This window comes from Methylomusa anaerophila (assembly GCF_003966895.1).
Lineage (GTDB): Bacteria > Bacillota > Negativicutes > Sporomusales > Sporomusaceae > Methylomusa > Methylomusa anaerophila.
On record NZ_AP018449.1, the window covers coordinates 1,027,751 to 1,047,886 of the forward strand.

General features: G+C 46.8%; 18 protein-coding genes. 9 read left to right on the forward strand and 9 right to left on the reverse strand.

Annotated elements, in window-relative coordinates; translation table 11 throughout:
• Positions 1-3: 3 nt before the first annotated feature.
• A complete protein-coding gene (locus tag MAMMFC1_RS04590) occupies positions 4-1,791 on the reverse strand; it encodes an alkaline phosphatase (RefSeq protein ID WP_232035662.1) in 1,788 nt (595 codons plus the stop codon).
• A gap of 310 nt (positions 1,792-2,101) precedes the next feature.
• Here MAMMFC1_RS04590 and MAMMFC1_RS04595 point away from each other — a divergent pair, with 310 nt between their 5' ends.
• Both MAMMFC1_RS04595 and MAMMFC1_RS04600 read left to right on the forward strand, forming a co-directional pair.
• Positions 2,102-3,061 (forward strand): permease, encoded by a 960-nt coding sequence (locus MAMMFC1_RS04595; RefSeq protein ID WP_232035663.1) that lies wholly within the window; start codon positions 2,102-2,104, stop codon positions 3,059-3,061.
• A 15-nt stretch (positions 3,062-3,076) separates the two neighbouring features.
• Positions 3,077-3,859 (forward strand): TIGR03943 family putative permease subunit, encoded by a 783-nt coding sequence (locus tag MAMMFC1_RS04600; protein WP_126306880.1) that lies wholly within the window; start codon positions 3,077-3,079, stop codon positions 3,857-3,859.
• A gap of 111 nt (positions 3,860-3,970) precedes the next feature.
• Here the strand turns inward: MAMMFC1_RS04600 and MAMMFC1_RS04605 are convergent, their stop codons facing one another.
• The 4 genes from MAMMFC1_RS04605 to MAMMFC1_RS04620 form a co-directional block, all read right to left on the reverse strand.
• Positions 3,971-4,873 (reverse strand): DMT family transporter, encoded by a 903-nt coding sequence (locus MAMMFC1_RS04605; protein ID WP_126306882.1) that lies wholly within the window; start codon positions 4,871-4,873, stop codon positions 3,971-3,973.
• A 271-nt stretch (positions 4,874-5,144) separates the two neighbouring features.
• Positions 5,145-5,570 carry a Fur family transcriptional regulator gene (locus tag MAMMFC1_RS04610; RefSeq protein ID WP_126306884.1) on the reverse strand — a complete coding sequence of 142 codons (426 nt, stop codon included), beginning with the start codon at positions 5,568-5,570 and terminating at the stop codon, positions 5,145-5,147.
• Between the two features lie 409 nt (positions 5,571-5,979).
• Complete coding sequence (locus MAMMFC1_RS04615) at positions 5,980-7,008, reverse strand: aldo/keto reductase (RefSeq protein ID WP_126306886.1); 1,029 nt, start codon at positions 7,006-7,008, stop codon at positions 5,980-5,982.
• A gap of 21 nt (positions 7,009-7,029) precedes the next feature.
• A complete protein-coding gene (locus MAMMFC1_RS04620; RefSeq protein ID WP_126306888.1) occupies positions 7,030-7,416 on the reverse strand; it encodes a MerR family transcriptional regulator in 387 nt (128 codons plus the stop codon).
• Positions 7,417-7,879: 463 nt separating this feature from the next.
• On the opposite strand from MAMMFC1_RS04620, the gene MAMMFC1_RS04625 reads away from it, so the two are divergent.
• From MAMMFC1_RS04625 to MAMMFC1_RS04650, 6 genes are all read left to right on the forward strand, one after another.
• Positions 7,880-8,167, forward strand: coding sequence for a type II toxin-antitoxin system prevent-host-death family antitoxin (locus MAMMFC1_RS04625; protein WP_126306890.1), 288 nt, complete (start codon positions 7,880-7,882; stop codon positions 8,165-8,167).
• Positions 8,151-8,468 carry a type II toxin-antitoxin system RelE/ParE family toxin gene (locus MAMMFC1_RS04630; protein WP_126306891.1) on the forward strand — a complete coding sequence of 106 codons (318 nt, stop codon included), beginning with the start codon at positions 8,151-8,153 and terminating at the stop codon, positions 8,466-8,468. The genes MAMMFC1_RS04625 and MAMMFC1_RS04630 overlap by 17 nt, the downstream gene beginning before the upstream one ends.
• Before the next feature lie 165 nt (positions 8,469-8,633).
• A complete protein-coding gene (locus MAMMFC1_RS04635; RefSeq protein WP_324332323.1) occupies positions 8,634-9,071 on the forward strand; it encodes an MFS transporter in 438 nt (145 codons plus the stop codon).
• A gap of 779 nt (positions 9,072-9,850) precedes the next feature.
• Positions 9,851-10,354, forward strand: coding sequence for an NADH-quinone oxidoreductase subunit NuoE family protein (locus tag MAMMFC1_RS04640; RefSeq protein ID WP_126306895.1), 504 nt, complete (start codon positions 9,851-9,853; stop codon positions 10,352-10,354).
• A gap of 24 nt (positions 10,355-10,378) precedes the next feature.
• Positions 10,379-13,474, forward strand: coding sequence for an NADH-ubiquinone oxidoreductase-F iron-sulfur binding region domain-containing protein (locus tag MAMMFC1_RS04645; protein WP_126306897.1), 3,096 nt, complete (start codon positions 10,379-10,381; stop codon positions 13,472-13,474).
• Positions 13,475-13,483: 9 nt separating this feature from the next.
• The gene (locus tag MAMMFC1_RS04650; protein ID WP_126306899.1) at positions 13,484-15,271 is read left to right on the forward strand and encodes an NADH-dependent [FeFe] hydrogenase, group A6; all 1,788 of its coding nucleotides are present in this window, start codon (positions 13,484-13,486) and stop codon (positions 15,269-15,271) included.
• 243 nt (positions 15,272-15,514) lie between these two features.
• Here the strand turns inward: MAMMFC1_RS04650 and MAMMFC1_RS04655 are convergent, their stop codons facing one another.
• On the reverse strand, positions 15,515-16,537 hold the full coding sequence (locus MAMMFC1_RS04655; RefSeq protein ID WP_232035665.1) for an FAD:protein FMN transferase: 1,023 nt from the start codon (positions 16,535-16,537) through the stop codon (positions 15,515-15,517).
• A gap of 21 nt (positions 16,538-16,558) precedes the next feature.
• Positions 16,559-17,293, reverse strand: coding sequence for a hypothetical protein (locus tag MAMMFC1_RS04660; RefSeq protein WP_126306901.1), 735 nt, complete (start codon positions 17,291-17,293; stop codon positions 16,559-16,561).
• Positions 17,294-17,460: 167 nt separating this feature from the next.
• Between MAMMFC1_RS04660 and MAMMFC1_RS04665 the strand changes: the two genes are divergently transcribed.
• A complete protein-coding gene (locus MAMMFC1_RS04665) occupies positions 17,461-18,291 on the forward strand; it encodes a fumarylacetoacetate hydrolase family protein (protein WP_126306903.1) in 831 nt (276 codons plus the stop codon).
• A 235-nt stretch (positions 18,292-18,526) separates the two neighbouring features.
• On the opposite strand, the gene leuB is transcribed toward MAMMFC1_RS04665, so the two are convergent.
• Both leuB and leuD read right to left on the reverse strand, forming a co-directional pair.
• On the reverse strand, positions 18,527-19,630 hold the full coding sequence (gene leuB / locus MAMMFC1_RS04670; RefSeq protein ID WP_126306905.1) for a 3-isopropylmalate dehydrogenase: 1,104 nt from the start codon (positions 19,628-19,630) through the stop codon (positions 18,527-18,529).
• Positions 19,627-20,136, reverse strand: coding sequence for a 3-isopropylmalate dehydratase small subunit (gene leuD / locus MAMMFC1_RS04675; protein WP_126306907.1), 510 nt, complete (start codon positions 20,134-20,136; stop codon positions 19,627-19,629). Before leuD ends, leuB begins: the two co-directional genes overlap by 4 nt.

The following is a 20,136-nucleotide window of genomic DNA, read 5'->3' on the forward strand; positions in this document are numbered from 1 at the left end:
CGGCTATTTTAAACCGCGTTTGCCGTCAAGACCAAGCGCCCGGACCATAGCGAAGAAGACTTCGGTATTGTCCATAACTCCGTTAAAATATTCTGCGCCCGGACCATCGGCATTCAAAACTATATCATCGGCGGAATGCACTTCGGAAGGGTCGGATGCAGGAATGTTGCCGGGCTGGAATTCACCGGTGGTCTGGGGGTTGGCCACTGCTTTGTCCTTAGCCATAATGGCCGGTACAGTAGGCTCGGCTTTGAATCTGTAGTCAGCATTGAAGTCCGGATGGTTGGCAAACTGAACTGCCAAGGTTATATCCGGATTGGGATCATCGGGAAAGCCATCCTTGTTATTGTCTTCAAAAGTTGGCCAGACGGAATCGGCATATGTGCGTACCGCCTCCCGGCCTTTTTTGCCGTCCAGCTCATGATAGGTGCCGGTGATGCTGGCGCCATGAGAGTGGTCGGCAACAATAATAATCAAAGTATCGCCGTTTTTCTTGGCAAAAGTTTTGGCAATGCCTACCGCCTTGTCCATTTCAATGGTGTCGTATGTGGCACGCTGCCAGTCCAGTACATGCAGCTGTTTATCAATGGAAGCGCCCTCAACCATCAGGAAGAAACCGTTGGGGTTTTTGCTCAAAACGTCGATGGCTTTTTGGGTCATGTTCATCAGATTGGGTTGGTCGTTAAAGCCGCCTAATACACTGGGGGTTTTCAGCATTTCACGGTCAATGTAAACATTCAGATTGTCCAGTTGATACAAGCCAAGCAGTTTGCTGGCACTGGCCGGCGTAGCCAAAAGTTCGCTCTTGGTACCCGAGAAGCTGTAACCGAGTTTTTTGAAGTCTTCGACGAGGTTCTTTTGGTCAGTCCGTTTGGATCCGGGAGTGCTCATGGGCAGGAAATGACGGGAACCGCCGCCAAGAATAACATCCGGGCGATGGGCCGGATCAAGCATGGATTCAGCGATGAAGTTCTGCTCGGCCCGTCTGCGGGTATGAGCCACCATGGCAGCCGGTGTTGCATCGGTAATATTGGCGGTGGATACAATTCCTGTAGCCATGCCTTTGGTGCGTTTGGCAAGCTCAACGATATTTTCAACTTTGGGATCGTCAAAGGGGTCCTTGGTGCTGTCAGCGTAAACACCCATGGCGTTTACTACCGATTTATGCCCGGTGGCGTAAGCGGAAGCGCTGTTGGCCGAGTCGGTAACCAAGGAATCGTAACCGGAGGTGGTAATAAGAGACATATTAGACATTTTTTCCATTTCCAGTAGGTCGTTATATTTGCCTTCGGTAATGCCTTTGGACAGAATGCGGGCCATTTGGCGGGCCGGCAGGCTCATACCGTCGCCAATAAACAGAATTACGTTTTTTGCCCGTTTCGGTGCAACATTATTTACTGCCTCGTATTTGACCGTCCGGCTTGTCCCGCCGGCTTTTACGGCAATTTCCAGCTTGCCGGGATTTTTGAAGGCAACCTGGTTGATGCGGTATGAGGCAAGAGAACCGTCAAGTTTGGCCGCCGCCGCTTTGCCAAAGTATTTATCAGCGGCAGTGCCATTTACCGTTACTTGAATGTCGGCGGAAGTCGCGTCTTTAACTTCAACCAGAAAGTCGAATGTTTGTCCAACCACAAATTTAGCCTGGTCGATAGGCAGGACGGTAATGGGCGATGGTGCGGGCGCAGCCAAACCTACAGTCAAGCTGCTCAGCAGGCACACAATAACAGCCAGTGCTGTCGCCAGTTTTGCGGTTTTAGCCTTTAGACGGAAAAATAGATTTTGCGGAATCAATACCAAGACCTCCCTTAAGCAATAATTTCAATTGTCTAATATTTATTATAAAAGATAAATTTTCTAAATTGTATTAAAATATTGTAAAAATATTGTTAAATTTAGTCGCATTGTCCGGCGAAGTTTTTCAACATATTTACATTGTAATTGGCGAGAGTGGACAAAAATCTTAAGCCTGTGTTACGAATAGCCTAAAGGCTGCAATTGAAATTTAAATGAAATTTTAAGGTTCTAGGGTAATAAAAAATGGCCGCGGTGAATATCTTTACTTGCGTACAAGTTTAACAGCATCCCCACTGGAGGGATTACTTTGGAATTATATAGGTTTATTGATGAGCTTTCTTTTCGCTTAGCGAGCTTCAGCATTGCCGATCTTATTAATTTTAAGATGATTTTTCTCAGCATAATCCTGGAAGCCCTGCCTTTTATTCTCCTCAGTGTTTTTGTATCAGCCCTGTTGCATAACTTTGTTTCCGAAGAATTGATTCGCCGTGTTTTACCGAAAAACAAATACCTGAGCATTCTTCTTGCTTGCTTTCTAGGCGTGATTTTTCCGGTCTGTGATTGCGGCATGGTGCCTATTATCCGCAGACTGGTGTTAAAAAAAGTACCAATCTACACCGCTGTTTCATTTATGCTGGCGGCGCCGGTCATAAACCCGGTGGCGGCAGCGGCTACCACTTTCGCTTTTCGCGGCTATACTGATTTTAATATGGTGTATCTGCGGCTGGGGTTAACTTTTTTTGTATCCTTCCTCACCGGCGCATTACTTAGTCAGTTTGTCATAGGCAGTCAGCTAAGAAGCGCTCATTATCACCTCTCCGACTGCAGCTGCCCGGACAGTGATTCTCCTGTCCCACTATCTTTTACTGGAAAAATTTTTAAGACATTAGCCGATGCCGGCGACGAGTTTTTTGAAATGGGAAAATATCTAATCCTGGGCGCATTCTTGGGAACTATTGCCCAAACGGTAATATCAAGGGCGCTGTTGCTGTCAGTCGGTCAGGATCCGCTTGCATCCATTTTTTCTATGATTGCCTTTGCCTTTGCCATATCGGTTTGTTCGTCAGCCGATGCTTTCATAGCCGCCTCTTTCAGTGCCAGTTTCACGCCGGGTTCCCTGCTCGCCTTCATGGTTTTCGGTCCCGCGCTTGATCTTAAAAACACCATCATGCTGCTGCACACTTTTAAGTCGCGTTTTGTAGTGCTGCTAATCATTATTACAACCGTCTTGTGCGCCGGCGGCGCCTTCTTTATCAACCAGCTTTAAAGGAGAAGATAACAATTGGGAAAGCGAATGAGCCTTGATATGGATGCCGTAGTTAGATCGACAATTTTGCTCGGGTTTATTGCCTGGTTTTTTTATTTAAATTTTACTGGTCAGATCACCCTCTATATCCACCCTCGCTTTGTCACCATGACGGAGTTAACGGTTTATTTCCTTATTCCTCTGTTTTTACTGCAAGCCGGCAAAATAATCGGGCAAGACAAACCAACAGCGTCTTCCTGCTGCCACTCCCATAGCGGTAAATGGGTTTATATACCCTTTATCATCGCTTTACTGCTGGCTTTTCTTGTGCCAACCAATTCACTTGATGCAAAGTTAGTGGAAAATAGAGGATTGAACAGTAAGGTCCCTGCCAAATCAAGCGCTGATCTTAGCGGTATATCAAGACCCCTGGCCAAGGAATTGTCGCAAAGCCGGACAATACAAGTTACCGACAAGAACTATACGGAAGTAATGTCGGAAATACAGCTTTTCCCGGCGGATTATATTGGGAAGGAAATCAGTATGACCGGCTTTGTATTTAGAAGTTCCGCCCTTTTACCCAACCAGCTTGATCTTGTCAGATATGTGATTACCTGTTGCTCGGCTGATGCGCTGCCTTATGGAGTATTGTGCGAAATCAAGGATGCGGACAAGTATGAAGACGGCAAATGGCTGCAGGTACAAGGCGTCATCCAAATGGGGAAATATGAGGATCAAACCGTCGGCACGGTTAAAGTAGTATCGGCTAAGGAAATTGTGCCGCCTGAGAATCCCTATGTATTCCCCCCTGCGCAGTGACATATATCGATCTGCCAAATGAAAAAGAGTGAACTCGTCCGGCTAGAGACGGACGAGTTCAGTTAAGTGACCAAATGTAAGACATGAAGCTAACCCGGCAGAGCCAGCCGGTTAGCTTTCCCGTTCTATTAATTTACCGCTTGCTGCCGGTTTCAGGCTTTGAAGCTGGGATAAAAGCATGCCGGTCAGCATAAGTCCGCATCCGGCAATCTCCTGTAATCCCAATCTTTCATCAAGTAAGAGAAAACCGCCCAATACCGCAAAGACGGTCTCCATGCTGAGAATTATAGCGGCATGGGATGGCGGGGCGTGTTTCTGGCCAACGATTTGCAGGGTATATGCAATTCCGACAGAACAAATTCCCCCGTAAAGAATGGGTATCAGCGCCTGTGAGAGACTGGCAGCGGTTATTGTTTCGAATAACATAGCCGTTCCCAAACTCAGCAATGAACAGGTTATGCATTGAAGACAGGCCAGCTTCAATACATCCACTTTCCGGGAAAAGTGGTCAATAATGAGGATATGGAATGACCAGAACAGAGCCCCGGTAAGTTCGAGCAGATCGCCATAAGCAATGGAGAAACTCTCCTTAATAGACAGAAAATATAATCCCGCGACGGCAAGTAAAGAACCAAGCCAGGTACTCATACCAGCCTGGTGTTTTAAGAATATTCCAAAAATAGGCACAAGCACAATATACAGACAGGTAATAAAGGCTGCCTTGCCGGCTGTGGTATAGACCAGTCCGATCTGCTGCAAGGAAGCGCCTAAAAACAGGACCAGTCCGGCCAAAAGACCGGCCGGAAGGGAATTTCTCCAATGCCTGCTTACATCTTGCGATTTATTGTCACAATACAAAATAAGAGGAACCAGGGAAAGACTCCCGAGGGCAAATCTAACCCCGTTAAAAGCAAAGGGACCAATATGTTCCATCCCCACCCGCTGGGCGACAAACGCAAATCCCCATATGGCCGCTGCCAGCAATAGAAGTAAATTGGATTTAAATATACTCATAACCTGGAACTCCTTTAGCCAGTCGAATTTATATATCCTAGATAAGAATACTGCATATAATTCGCTATTCCTTTATTGATATGCTATATAAAGTAAATTTGATCATAATAAAATCACGTCCCGCCTCCCCCGGCAAAAACAAAGACGGACATCGCAACTGTCCGCCTTTACGATTTAGCTTTAATTTTACGCCCGTACCTCACCAATCACTTCCCTCGAATAAGCGAATGATACTTTTTCAAAATCCACCACATTCATTGGGCACACACTCCTAAACGCGATTAACCCTGCAATTTTGGCAAAATCCATAAAACTCAAGGGAATGGCTTACAATGTCAAATTCATAGGCAGTCGCAGTCTGCTCTAAATCTTTTTCACGTACCGGACAATAATCCAGACATTGGGTATGGCCACAACCAAGACAGATAAAATGGTGATGATGGCCTTGCGTCAGTTCAAATACATTACCATCGCGGCCGCGAACGTTAATTTGCTGGATAGCGCCAATGTCAGCCAGCAGGTTTAAGTTTCGATATACAGTGTCAACCCCTATTTCCGGGTGTATTTTCCTCACGTATTCGAGAATCTGTTGCGCCGTCGGAAACTTGCCGCATTCCAACAGTGCTTCAATGACGGCCCGCCGCTGCGGGGTTACTTTAAATCCTTTTTCACGGAGAAGATGTATTGTGTCTTTCATTATTAAGTACCATCCTAATTAATAATATTATTATTTATAATTTTACCTTATTCATACATAATAATCAACATAACATAAAAAATTAGAAATCCCTCGCTCCAACCTGAGCGAGGGGTTTCTAAATTATATTAACCAAACCAATGATACATCCAAGCTCCGGATGGCGCAACCAGCGGAAAGGCTAGATGGATTACGAAATCAATCTTAAAAGACCTTCAAATTTTATTGTAGAAATTTTGAAGCTATCTGACGTCAATTACAAATCGATGATTGTTATGTATCTTGAAAGGATACAGCCACGCCAGAAAGCAAAAATCCGGCTGACCTAAAGAAGATCAGTATCGACCATGTTCCAATGAGGTTTCTGTCAAGATGAGTCTCGGAACCGTCCCTCGACTCATCTTCATTCTTATTTTACTTCCGCTTCACCCGCAAGAATCTTTTTATAATCTGCATAATTCTTCTTTAACAATTCCGGCGTATCTAGGCCATATGGGCATTGGGATGCGCATTTTCCGCATGCAAGACATCCTTCAACTTTTTTCATCATTTCCTGTGCCTTCGGCGTCAGCCAATTTTCAGACGGGGAACGTCTGATTAATAGGGACATCCTTGCACAGTTATTGATTTCAATTTCGGCCGGACACGGCATGCAGTAGCCGCAGCCCCTGCAGAATTCCCCGGTCAACTCCTGTTTATCTTTTTCAATCAATGCTCTTCTTTCGCCGGTTAACTGCGGCGGGTTATCCTTATAACTTAAAAACTCATCCAGTTCCGTTTCCCGCTGGATGCCCCAGATAGGAAGCGCATTATCGTATTGTGTCATAAATGCGTATGCCGCGGCAGAATCCGTAATCAATCCTCCTGATAAAGCCTTCATGGCAATGAATCCCATGTCCGTCTTCTTACATTTTCCTACCAGTTCAATCTCCTTTTCTGACGACAGATAACTTAATGGATACTGTAAGGTCTCATACAGTCCGGAGTCGATGCATTCATGGGCCAAACCCAATTTATGATTCGTCAGGCCAATGTGTCTGATTTTGCCCTGTTTTTTTGCCTCCAGCATACATTCGTACATTCCCGATCCATCCCCCGGTTTATAGCAGACGCTTGGCCAATGGAACTGGTAAATATCAATGTAATCTGTCTTAAGGAGTGATAAAGAAGTCTCTAGATCTTTCCAAAATTTTTCCGGCGTATTGGAATGCGTCTTAGTCGCGATGAAAATCTTCTCACGCATTCCCGCAAATGCCTGTCCTATCTTTTCCTCACTGTCTGAGTACATTCGTGCAGTATCAAAGAAGGTCATACCTCCTGCATATGCCTTCCTTAAAATTTTGACCGCAGTCTCCATATTTACTCTTTGAATCGGCAGTGCGCCAAAGGCATTACGGTCAGTTGTAATCCCGGTACTTCCCAATGTGATTTGTGCCATTGTTATGTCCTCCTCTTTATGCTAATCCTCCGGTCTTCTTAGTGTTTTTTCTTTTCCAACTACTGTCTGTTCATATCTTGCAATTTTATAATCCAGGCGTTCCAACGTTTTCTTCATATCTTCCATTCTCGTTATGAGTTGCTTACGCTGCTCGATTAAGAGTTCTTTTCTTACGTCAATGGTTTCATCACCCTGTTGAAACAGCCCAACATACTCAATCAATACTTCAATTGGAAGGCCTGCACCTCGCATACATTTGATAAATTCGACCCACTTACAGTCATCTTCCGTATAATCCCTCATTCCGCTTTTATTGCGGTTCACCCGCGGAATCAGTCCGATGCGTTCATAATAGCGGAGTGTATCCTGTGAAACATTAAATTTTTGACTTACTCCTGCAATCGTCATGCGTTTTCACCTCTATTTAGTCTAGCATTTAGAGTTAACTCCAAGTCAAGTATTTTTTGAGAGTATACCTAAATAGACAACGAACAGCATTGCAATATGTCATTGTTCATTGTACAATGTGCCCTCGATGATCGGAGTTTCCAACATAAGGGTCATATAGATGGAAGCTAAGAATCTTGGAAGTCTAATTTTGTACCAATGTGATGGCAGGATCAAATCAGTATTTTAAATCGAGTCAAAAAACCGTCCGAAACCACTGAAAAAGTCTATTCGGGTATAGACAAACTACAACATATAGTATTTATTCCGTAATTATTAACCATATGCAGTGTTCGGTTAGCGTGACAGAGTACTTTTTCAGCAATTTCAAACCGTCCCTTGACTCAAAGGCTGGACAAATTTGACTATGAGTAGTAATATTAGCATATAATAAGCATATAAAAATGCCACAAAGGAGGTTTGCATGATGAATATAAAGCCGTCAGCCGCGATCCGTAAAAATTATAACGAGGTATCCGAGTTATGTAAGCGCTCGGGAGAGCCGGTTTATTTGACCAAAAACGGCGAAGGTGACCTTGTGGTTATGGATATTGCAACCTATATGCGCAGGGAAAGTATGCTGCGCTTGCGGGAAAGCCTGGTTATTGCCGAAGAGAGCCGGCTGCAAGGAAATACGGGTCGTTCCGTAGACGATGTATCCGCCATGATGAAGGCAGCTGTCCGTGAGGTGCTGGATGGACACCGAAAATAGAATATTTACGGTCATAGTCTCAGAGGAAGCCGCACAAATGCTGGTTTCTCATGCCCGGTTTCTGGCCCAGGTCAGTGAAGCGGCAGCCGTGCGGCTTATTGAAGATTTTCAGAGTAAAGCTAAATCATTGGAACAATATCCCAAAAGGAACCCGGTCTTGATGGATCCGCTGATTACGCCGGGAAAATATCGAAAACTTCTGCTTGAAAAGAGGTATCTTTTGATTTACCAAGTCAAAGGCGCTGTCGTTTACGTGGATGCGGTTGTGGATACCCGACAGGATTATGGCTGGTTGCTATAGGCGTATATGCGAAAGTGTCTAATTTGCGGTGCTTTTTCTGATGCCTAGGAATGTTAACTATGCAATATCAATTAAAATCCGATGGACTTCCTGCCATTTCCTCATATTACAAAAATACTGCAAATATGAAGGATATCTTCCGGGTAGTCCTTCAACGCAGTTGATATTGGAATATTTTTCTCTATGTTCTATATGGCGATAAGTCTCTCACAGATTATTACCGGCCCTATATCCGACCGATTTGGGCGGAATATATTTATGATTGTCGGACTGCTTGTCGCTGCCGGCGGGATAGCTTTCGCCCCATTCTTAGGTCTGCCTCTAGTCTTATTGGTTTTTACAGTCGCGAGTTTAGGGATGGGCGTTTTTTATCTCGCCTCCATGGGCGTTTTGAATGAAATCGTACCGGACTATTTAAAAGGTACGATTTCTGGAGCTTACTATCTTTTTTGGGGTATCGGAATGTTTTTTGGCCCCCCGATAATTAATCAAATTGCAATATGTGCCGGTTTTCAGACATCCATGGCCGGTTACTCATTCCTTATTCTACTGGTCGCAGTAGGTTTAATAACTGGCAAGAGATGCCAACCGGAGATTACTTAAAATTTATAGCATCTTATAAATTGGCGTCTATCCTATAGGAATAGACGCTCTCTTTTTGATCTAAAAATACAGCTGCTCAACTAAAACAGAAGCATCTAGTACTCTAGCTAAATTCGTGCGGCATTAATGTTAAGATTTAATTGAACAGTGCATATTTTACACATTGGTGTACAACAACTTTTATTTGTTGATATCTGCCCGCATCTAGTACTCTGCGTCACCTAAATACATGGATAATCTTGCAGTCTTTTTTCGGCTTGCGAGGCGGAGGAGCCGCGCATATCGAGAATATGTAAGGCGACGACAACGAAGCAGGGCGGAAAAATCCTGCAAACTTACCCTTGCTTTTAGAGGTAACAAGGTACTAGGTCCGAAAGAAGTGGAAAAATCCATTTACACAAAATACTTTAACATTCCCTTTTGTCCCGCAAAACTTCCGATTGACGGGTCTGCAAGTATCGGTCATGTTCAAATGAGATTTCTGCCAAAATGAGTCGGAGAACCGTCCCCTTGACTCACGCAGGAACGTCTCTTGTTGTCCCTTATTTTGTCCCTTGTTTTATCTCTTGTTGTCCCTTGTTGTACATTGTTGTCTCTTGTTGCGAATTATTGTCATAGAATTTGTTTTTGCATATTGATTAACACCAAAAAAAATGCTATAATTTTACAGGGAATTCCAGAGAATTCAGATATGTGACTTTTGTCTGACAATCAGAAAATATTTACAGCGGCGCTATTTTTGAGTGCTAGAACAACAAAGTATTTTCAGGGGGTTAACGATGAGCTGCGAAGAAAAAAAATGTCAGTGCTGCTGCGAAGATGGACAAGACCAGCAGAAATATGACAGAATTGCGGAAGTTATTGCAAAGTACAAAAACAAAGAAGGAAGCCTGATCCAAGTCCTGCATTTAACCCAAAGTATTTATGGCTATCTGCCGCTTGACCTGCAAAAGTTTATTGCGGAAGGGATGGAAAAGCCGCTTTCCGAAGTATCCGGCGTGGTAACATTTTACTCTTTCTTTGCCACCGAACCCAGAGGCGAACATACAATCAGGGTTTGCTTAGGAACAGCCTGCTATGTCCGGGGCGGTAAAAAGATAGTGGACCGTCTGGAAGAAATTCTTGATGTAAAGGTCGGGGGCACGACCAAGGATCAAAAATTTACTTTCGAAGTGGCCAGATGTATCGGCGCCTGCGGTTTAGCTCCGGCGATGATGATTGATGATGTTGTCTACAAGCAGGTCAACCCTGATAAACTTGAAACTATTTTGGCTAAGTATTAATTGAAGAGGCTTGGAGGTGAAGAAATGAGCGTTACAGCGATTAAAAGCATCAGTGATTTAGAAAATATTAAAATAAACTATAATGAAAAATTAGCGAAGTATAATTACCAGGTGCTGGTTTGCGGTGGGGCCGGTTGTGTCTCTTCCAACTGCAGCGAAATCAAGGCTGCCTTAGAGAAAAGTCTGGCCGAATTTAACCTTAAAAATAAGGTTGCCGTCATTGAAACCGGCTGTATGGGTACCTGTGCGGTGGGACCGGTTGTCCTGATCCTGCCGGATCAAACCTTCTATACCGAAGTTAACCCGGCCAAAATGGCGGAGATTGTTAAATCCCATATCATCAACGGCACGATCCTTGAACAATATACCTTCTATGATCACGCCCTGCAAAAACACATTCCCAATATCCATGATATTAATTTCTTTAAGGATCAGGTCAAGATTGCCTTACGCAACTGCGGTTTGATTGATTATTCTTCTATCGAAGCCTATATTGCCAGAGACGGCTATTTTGCCATTGCCAAAGCCTTGGGCGGCATGACCGATAAAGAGGTCGTGGAAGAAGTCAAAAAATCGGGTCTCAGAGGGCGCGGCGGCGCCGGGTTCCCGGCCGGTATTAAATGGGAAGCCGGAATGAAAGCGGAGGCCGATCAGAAATATATTGTTTGTAATGCCGACGAAGGCGACCCCGGTGCTTTTATGGACAGAAGCATCCTGGAAGGCGATCCGCACACCGTCATTGAAGGAATGATGTTAGGCGGCTACGCCATTGGGGCGACCATGGGTTATGTCTATGTCCGCGCCGAATACCCGATTGCGGTGGAACGTTTAGGCGCTGCCATCGATGAAGCCCGTCAGTATGGTTTGCTGGGGGAAAAACTGTTCGGCAGCGATTTTCAGTTTGATTTGGAGATCCGGATTGGGGCCGGTGCCTTTGTTTGCGGTGAAGAAACCTCCCTCATGGCCTCCATTGAAGGACAGCGCGGTGAACCGAGACAAAAACCGCCGTTCCCCTTTGAACGCGGCTTGTTTGGCAAGCCGACCATCATTAATAACGTGGAATCTTACGCCAATGTTCCGCCCATTATCCTCAAAGGCTCCCACTGGTTTTCCCAGTTTGGCACCGAGACCAGCAAAGGGACCAAAGTTTTCGCTTTGGCCGGAGATATTGTCAATACCGGTATTGTCGAAGTTCCGATGGGAACTCCCCTGGGCGATATTCTCTTTAAGATCGGCGGCGGCATTCCCGGCGACAAACCGTTTAAAGCGGCCCAGGCCGGCGGACCTTCCGGCGGCTGTATTACCAAGGAATATTTAAATACGCCGGTCGACTACGAACATATCATCAAGTTAGGCGCGATCATGGGCTCCGGCGGACTGATCGTCATGAACGAAGATACCTGTATGGTGGATACCGCCAGGTATTTCATGGAGTTCATCCAGGATGAATCCTGCGGGAAGTGCCTCCCTTGCCGGGTAGGCACCAAACGAATGCTGGAGATTTTGGAACGGATCACCAAAGGCCAAGGCCGGGAAGGCGACATCGAACTGTTGGAAGAACTCAGTGAAAGCATCCAGCAGACGGCCATGTGCGGCTTAGGACAATCCGCTCCCAATCCGGTTTTAAGTACCATCAAATATTTCCGTCACGAATATGAAGAACACATTAAATATAAATACTGCCGGGCCGGGGTCTGTTCCGAACTGTTTATCTCGCCTTGTGAAAATGCCTGTCCGGCCAGTGTCAATGTTCCCGGCTATATGGCCCTGGTTTCCTCCCGCCGGTTTATTGACGCTTATAACCTGATCCGGCAGGAAAATCCCTTCCCGGCGGTTTGCGGGAGAATCTGCACCCATCCCTGCGAGAGCAAATGCCGCCGAAATCAATTGGATGAAGCCTTGGCTATTTCCGACCTCAAGCGTTTTGTGGCCGACTATGCCTTCAAACACGAAGAGGCTTTCAACAAAGACATTGTTTATCCCACAAACGGCAAGAGCGTCGGGATTATCGGCGCCGGTCCTTCGGGCTTAACCTGCGGTTATTATCTGGCCAGGCTGGGTTATGCCGTTGATGTTTACGAAGCCCAATCCATCGCTGGCGGCGTCCTGGCCTTTGGTATTCCGGAATACCGGCTGCCCAACAATGTTTTGGCCCATGAAATTAAACTGATTGAACAGGTCGGCGTTACTATTCACCTGAGTACGGAAGTCGGCAAAGATATTACCTTTGACGAACTCCGCCAGAAACATGACTCCGTTTACATCGCTACCGGTACCCAGCTTTCCAACCGGATTGGCATCCCCGGTGAAGATCTGCCCGGCGTGGTCCATGGTCTGGAGTTCCTGCGCAACGTCAATCTGGGTAGCAAGGTGAAGATCGGGGAAAACGTAGCCGTGATCGGCGGCGGCAACACTGCAATCGATGCGGCCAGAACCGCTCTCCGCATGGGCGCCAAAAAAGTGCAGATTCTCTATAGAAGAACCGTGGAAGATATGCCTGCCGATGCCAGGGAAATCCACGATTCCCTGGAAGAAGGCATTGAAATCATTCCGCTGGTGGCACCGGTTCGCTTCGTGGGCGACGGTCAGGTTGCAGTCGTTGAATGTGTCAGGATGGAACTGGGCGGTTTTGATTCGGCCGGCCGAAGAAGACCAAAGGTCAAAGAAGGGTCCACCTTTACCATTAAAGCCGATATGGTTATTCCGGCAGTCAGCCAGTCTTCCGACCTGCCCTTTGTCAAGACAGAAGAAGTGGAAGTCACGGAATGGGGCACTTTCGTCACCGATAAGGACACGCTGATGACCTCCCTGGAAGGTGTCTTTGCCGGCGGCGATGTAGCCAGGGGTTCCGATGTGGCCATCACGGCCATTGCCGACGGTAAAAAAGCCGCGATCTCGATCGACCAGTACCTGGGCGGCAAGGGAACCTTAAATAAAGGGGAAGCCATTGACATTCCGGCGCCCAATGATGAAGACGAACTGGTTGAACATGAACGCTTCCCGATGGAAGTGCTTGATCCGGAAAAGAGAAAAGACTGCTTCCGCGAAGTGGTCCGCGGTTATCATAAGCTGAATGCAATTGCAGAATCGATGCGCTGTTTACGCTGTGACAGGAGGTAGGTGAAAGACATGATCAATTTAACGATTAACGGTAAGCCGGTTTCCGTAGCGGAAAGTTCGACCATCCTGGAAGCGGCTAAACAGAATAATATTTATATTCCAAACCTCTGTTATCTGGAGGGTGTCCATCAATTCGGATCCTGCAGATTGTGTGTGGTGGAGGTTGAAGGGGCCAGAAACCTGCAGGCCTCCTGTATGGTTCCGGTCCGGGAAGGGATGGTCATTAAAACCAATACCGAAAAGGTCCGTAAAGCCAGGAAGGTTCTTTACGAGCTGCTTTTGTCCGATCATCCCAAGGATTGCTTAAGCTGTGAACGCAACCAGAGCTGCGAGCTGCAGGAAATCGGCAACCGCCTGGGTGTGACGGAAGCCCGTTTTGAAGGAGAGCGTTCCAAAGGGTTTGAAGATTTTTCTCCTTCCATTACGCGGGATATGTCCAAATGTATTCTGTGCCGCCGGTGTATTACGGTTTGTAAAGAGATTCAGAACGTCGGCATCCTCAATGCCCAGAACCGGGGTTTCAAAACCGTGGTGGGGCCGGCCATGGATCTGCCGATTAATTCGGTAAACTGCGCTTACTGCGGTCAATGTACGGTCGTTTGTCCGGTTGGCGCCCTCAAGGAAACCGATGCCATCCAGAGTGTCTGGAAAGCCATTAATGATAAAAAGAAACGGGTCGTTGTCCAGGTGGCCCCGGCCATCAGGGCCGCTATCGGCGAAGAATTCGGCCTGGCTCCGGGAACGCTCGTTACAGGCAAGCTGGTCACCGCCCTGCGCGAAATGGGTTTTGACGATGTGTTTGACACCAACTTTGCTGCCGACCTGACCATTATGGAAGAAGGAACCGAACTCCTGACCCGGGTGAAAAAGGCCCTGACCGGCGGGGAAGCGACCCTGCCGATGGTCACCAGCTGCAGCCCCGGTTGGATTAAGTATGTCGAGCACGCCTTCCCGCAGGAACTCGATCATCTTTCCACCTGCAAATCCCCGCATACCATGCTGGGAGCGCTGGCCAAATCCTATTATGCCGAGAAAATCAAGGTTGATCCCAAGGATATGGTTGTTGTTTCCATTATGCCTTGTACGGCCAAGAAGTTTGAAATCTCCAGGCCGGAAATGAAAAATAACGGTGTGCCCAATGTGGATGCCGTTCTCACAACCCGGGAACTGGCCAAAATGATCAAGGAAGCCGGCATCGACTTTGTTAATCTGGCAGACAGCCAGTTTGACAATCCGCTGGGCCTTTCCTCCGGGGCGGCCGATATCTTCGGGGTGACCGGCGGTGTGATGGAAGCCGCCCTGCGGACGGTTTATGAACTAGTTACCGGACGGGAACTGCCGTTTGAAAAACTGCATGTGACCCCGATTGTTGGTTTGGAACAAATCAAAACAGCGGATATCCTGATTGAAGACCCGCTGGAAGACTATAAATTCCTGGACGGCTTTACCGTTAAAATCGCGGTGACCAGCGGCCTGAAAGGGGCGAAAATCCTTTTGGATCAGATCGCCAAAGGCGAGTCGCCGTATCACTTTATCGAAGTGATGGGTTGTTCCGGCGGCTGTATCGGCGGCGGCGGCCAGCCCAGACCCACAACCCCGGAGATCCGCAAAAAACGGATGGCGGCCATTTACCAGGAAGACGAAGGCAAAGCACTGAGAAAGTCTCATGAAAATGAGTATATCAACAAGCTTTATCAGGAATACCTGGTTGCCCCCAATGGTCATAAGTCCCATGATCTCCTGCATACCCATTACACGAAACGTGGAAAATTTAACGAATATCTCAATAAAGAATAAGTTTTGGCCCTAACGGATTAGACGATAGAGAAACGAAGTAATAAATAGCCGGCAAAGGTCAATGATTTGCCAGGGCTTTTGCCCAATGGATATTTATTAAATTTAACAGATAAAAGCCGCGCCTAAATCAGGGCTGAAAGGCCCATTCAGGCGCGGTCTTTGTTTAAGGCCCATCCTATTGTACGATTCTACTCCATTTATCGTAAACGTCTCAACATCTTAGGCAATCTACACGTTTCAGTACTACTGCGTCACTTCCACTTTGCCCTCAAGCCCAGGGGTCAAAATCACTCTCCCGTCAACTGTTACAAGTATCGCCTCCGCCTCGGGAAAATAGTGGCGCAGCAGTTGCTGCCCCCGTTCGGCGCCGAGGATAAATATGGCGGTGCTTAGGATATGGTTTTCGTCGGCGGAATTGGTGACCATGGTGACGCTGGCCAGTTCACCCGGCTGACGGCCTGTTCTGGCATCGAGGATGTGGGAATAGCGTACCCCGTCCTTGATGAAGTATCGCTGATAATCTCCCGACGTCTCCAGGACATCCCAGCCGGTCATGGATATCTTGGCAATGACCCCGTCTGAATTCCGCGGATGCTGCACGCCGATACGCCACGGTTGTCCATCCGGTTTGGTCCCGATAACCCGGACATCGCCGCCGGCGTTGAGCAGGGCTGACTTTATCCCCCTGGCCTTCATAACTTCGACGGCTTTGCGGTTGGCAAACCCTTTCGCCACTGCCCCCAAATCGATGCTCATGCCTTCTTGGGGTAAAAACACTGTATTGTTCGTCTCATCAATCTGGAGCAAGCGATAATTGACTAACGGCAACATTTTGTCAATCTCGGCCTGGGTAGGCACGAATTCCCCCTTATGTCCTATTCCCCATAATTGGGTAAGCGGCCCTACCGTCACATCCAAAGCGCCATCCAGTTTTTCCGACCGGGACTGAGCCAGCTTCAGCAGGGAAATCAATTCGGGATCCACCTGAACCGGGGCCTTGCCGGCCATAGCGTTGATTTTGGACACTTGGCTGTTGGGATCAAAATGGTCGGCCAAGCCTTGTATCCGCTTAAATTCGCCAAACGCGGCCTCCACTGCCGCCTCACTGCCGGAACCGTAGGCGGTGATCTCAATAATGGTATCCATCAGAAACTGAGTTTCCTTATAGGGCTTGGGAGCGAAGATACCACCTGGGCTGCAGGCGGCGGTTATAAACATTAAAATAAATGCAGCCGGCATTAAAATAAAAAGATTGCGGCGTCTCATACTTATATACTTATCCTCCCTTTATGCTTGAAACTCTTTGTCAAATGCCTCAAATTCCTTAAATTCTTTAAATTGCTCCACAATCGAAGAAAAAATACTAATGATTTCCTGTTGATGCTTTTCCCTAAGGGTCCGCGAAATTTCAATCTGAAATGCATTATAGTTCCGGCCATAACCGGGATAGCGGCGGCTATCGCCCCAGCGATGGGCTGCCAGCGACGGGTTGCCTACCCAATGTTGGTCGAAGACAATCTTGACTTCGGGAAATATCTCTTTTGTCTTCTCTTTAAGAGTTTCACCAAACCATTTCCTTATTTTCAGGGAACATGTATGACCGTGGATGGTACCTACTTCCATACTGAGCGGACCATAATGAAGGTCCTTCATGCCATGCAGCCCCAAATGCAAATAAGGTGCAAGCAGTTTGTCGCCCGTGCCGGTTAGTATATTTAAGTTTTTCAAAATATCCCGGATTACCGCGCGGTATTCCGCTACCGCCGCCTGATTTGCCGGTCCGGGCGGCCGGTTAAGGTCGGCTACGGTTCGGGACACCGTGCTGATAATTCCCGCACAGCATGTATTGGCCATAATACCGGCAACAATTTGGCCGGTAAATCTGTCGGCCTGAGGCGAAGCGGCATGGACAGCATCCACATGGCAGCAGTTATTGCCATTCCCAAAATAATATTTTACAAAACTGCCGGCAAAAGGCGGCAAAAATTGTTGATTTTCCGCTTCCGAATTCATAAAGGCCAACACTCACCCCTCTCTCGACCCGTTTGTCATTTTTAAGTTGCATATTACTTTTTATTATTTTTTGTTGTATTTGCTGCTAAGTATGCCTAATAAAGTAATATTCCAACCATGCCGCAAATGTCCTTCTCCAAATTTATAAAATAGGAAAATAACCGGAGGGAAATGACTTGAAAATAGTCAGATTTACATATGGCGCTCAGGATAAATGGGGCGTATTAAATGAAAAAAATGAAAAAAAAATAAACATTATTAACGGTAATATTTTCGCTAACTATAATAACCATAATAGCTATGATAACTATAATAACTATGAAGTATCAGATGAATACGTTTCGCTTGATAATGTACAATTACTGGCTCCTTGCATCCCCAGCAAGGGAGTTTGTATTGGACTTAATTATTATGACCATGCCAGGGAAATGAACCTCAAGCTGCCGGCGGAGCCGCTGATGTTTCTGAAACCTTCATCTTCGCTAAACCATCCCGGCGGTATTATTGAGTATCCCGCCATCTCACAGAATCTCCATTATGAAGCGGAAATGGCGATAGTCATAAAGAAACAGGCCCGGCATGTATCTGTGGAAAATGCTTATGACTATATATTAGGCTATACCTGCGCCAATGACGTTACCGCCCGCGATTTACAACAAAAAGACGGACAATGGACCAGGGGCAAATCATTTGACACCTTTATGCCGCTGGGACCGTATATTGAGACTGATATCGATCCGCATAATATCAATATTACGCTTTATGTAAATAATGTGGCCTGCCAGTCATCCAATACCGGTAATCTTATATTTAAAGTTCCTGAACTGCTGGTGTTTGTCACTCAGGTTATGACCCTATATCCGGGTGATGTAATATTAACCGGGACACCGGCCGGAGTAGGGCCGATGCAGGCAGGGGACACTGTGGCGGTTGAATTGGAAGGCATAGGCAGATTAGAGAATACTGTCAGCAAAGCTGACAAGAGAAGCTGTCAACCTCTTTTATAAGGCTTTAATCCAGAGATGTTTACTGAAAAAAATATTTATCCCAATGTGTCAACAGAAAGTACTTATACTTTCTGTTAGAGCAAAAAAGGGGCGCCGCATTGCGTTTTTTCATAAAACGTTTTGCGGCAGCCCCTTCCGTTTTTTAAACTTATTAATATTTATCAATTTTTTATCAATTTTATTATCGATAGCTATTGCCTGTTGGAGGCGGGTATGGCGGCTTCACTGTCTGTATCTATATTTCCGCCAGCACCAATTCTCCCATTTTTTTGGTACCGACTTTTTCGAACCCTTCTGTCCAAATGTCCCCTGTCCGATACCCTTGGCCGAGGACGCTTTTTACCGCTTTTTCAATATCCCGTGCCGCTTCCGCCATACCCAGGGAATATTCAAACAGCATGGCGGCGGATAATATCTGCGCCAGGGGATTGGCCAGATCCTGACCGGCGATGTCCGGCGCCGAACCGTGAATGGGTTCGTACATGCCCAGGCTGCCCTCCCCTAAGCTGGCGGAGGCCAGCATGCCGATGGAACCGGTTATCATCGACGCCTCATCCGAGAGGATATCGCCAAACATATTGCTGGTTACGATTACATCGAATTGGGCCGGGTTTTTCACCAGTTGCATGGCGGCGTTGTCAACATACAGATAATCTATAGCAACATCGGGGTAGTCCTTGGCGATTTTGTTCACCACTTCCCGCCACAGTCTTGAGGATTCAAGGATATTGGCCTTGTCCACAAGGGTAACCTTGCGGCGTCTTTTCCGGGCCGCTTCGAAAGCAGTCCTGGTTATCCGGGATATTTCTTTTTCATTGTAGACTTCATGGTCATAGGCGGCAGCGTAGCCATCCACCGTCGTTCTGCCTTTTTCCCCGAAATAGATGCCGCCTGTCAGTTCGCGCACGATTAATAGATCGATGCCTTTTTCAATAATGGTGTCTTTGAGGGGTGACGCGGCTTTCAGTTCGTCATAAATCCTGGCCGGACGCAGATTCGCGTATAGCCCCAGACCGCCGCGCAGCCCGAGAAGAGCTTGTTCCGGCCGCTTGTCGCCGCTGAGATTATCCCACTTGGGGCCGCCTACCGCGCCCAACAGAACGGCATCCGACTTTTGGCATTGAGCCAGTGTTTCTTTCGGCAAGGGTTCGCCGGCCTTGTCGATAGCACAGCCGCCGGCTAATAGTTCGGTAAAGTTTAGCTTTACTTCATGCTTGGCGGCTACTTTTTCCATCACTTTCAGAGCCGCCGCCGTAACTTCAACCCCGATGCCGTCGCCGGGAATAACGGCTATATTATATTCATTGCGGCTTGCTTTGGCTTCATTGGAGTTGCTCATTGGTTATTCCCCCATTTAATTGTATTTTCTTTGACGCAGTTTACCAGGCCGTTGTTTTCCATGATTTTGATAATAAACTGAGGGAATGCCTGGGCTTTATATTCTTTTTTCAGTGTCAAGTTTTTAATTGTGCCGGTGGTAAAGTCTACCTCCAGTTGATGTCCGGTTGCCGCCTCATTAACCGCCTCTTCGCATTCCAGGATGGGAAAGCCGGTATTAATGGCGTTTCGGTAAAATATCCGGGCAAAGCTTTTGGCAATTACGCAGGCTACGCCGGCAGCTTTAATACAAATGGGAGCGTGTTCGCGGGACGAACCGCAGCCAAAATTCCGGCCGGCGACGACGATGTCGCCATTTTTTAATTTTTTCAGAAAATCGGCATCCAGGTCTTCCATACAGTGTTTGGCCAACTCCTGGGGGTCGGAAGAATTCAAATATCTTGCCGGTATAATGACATCCGTGTCAATATTGTCACCATACTTTAAAACATCACCAATTGCCTTCAT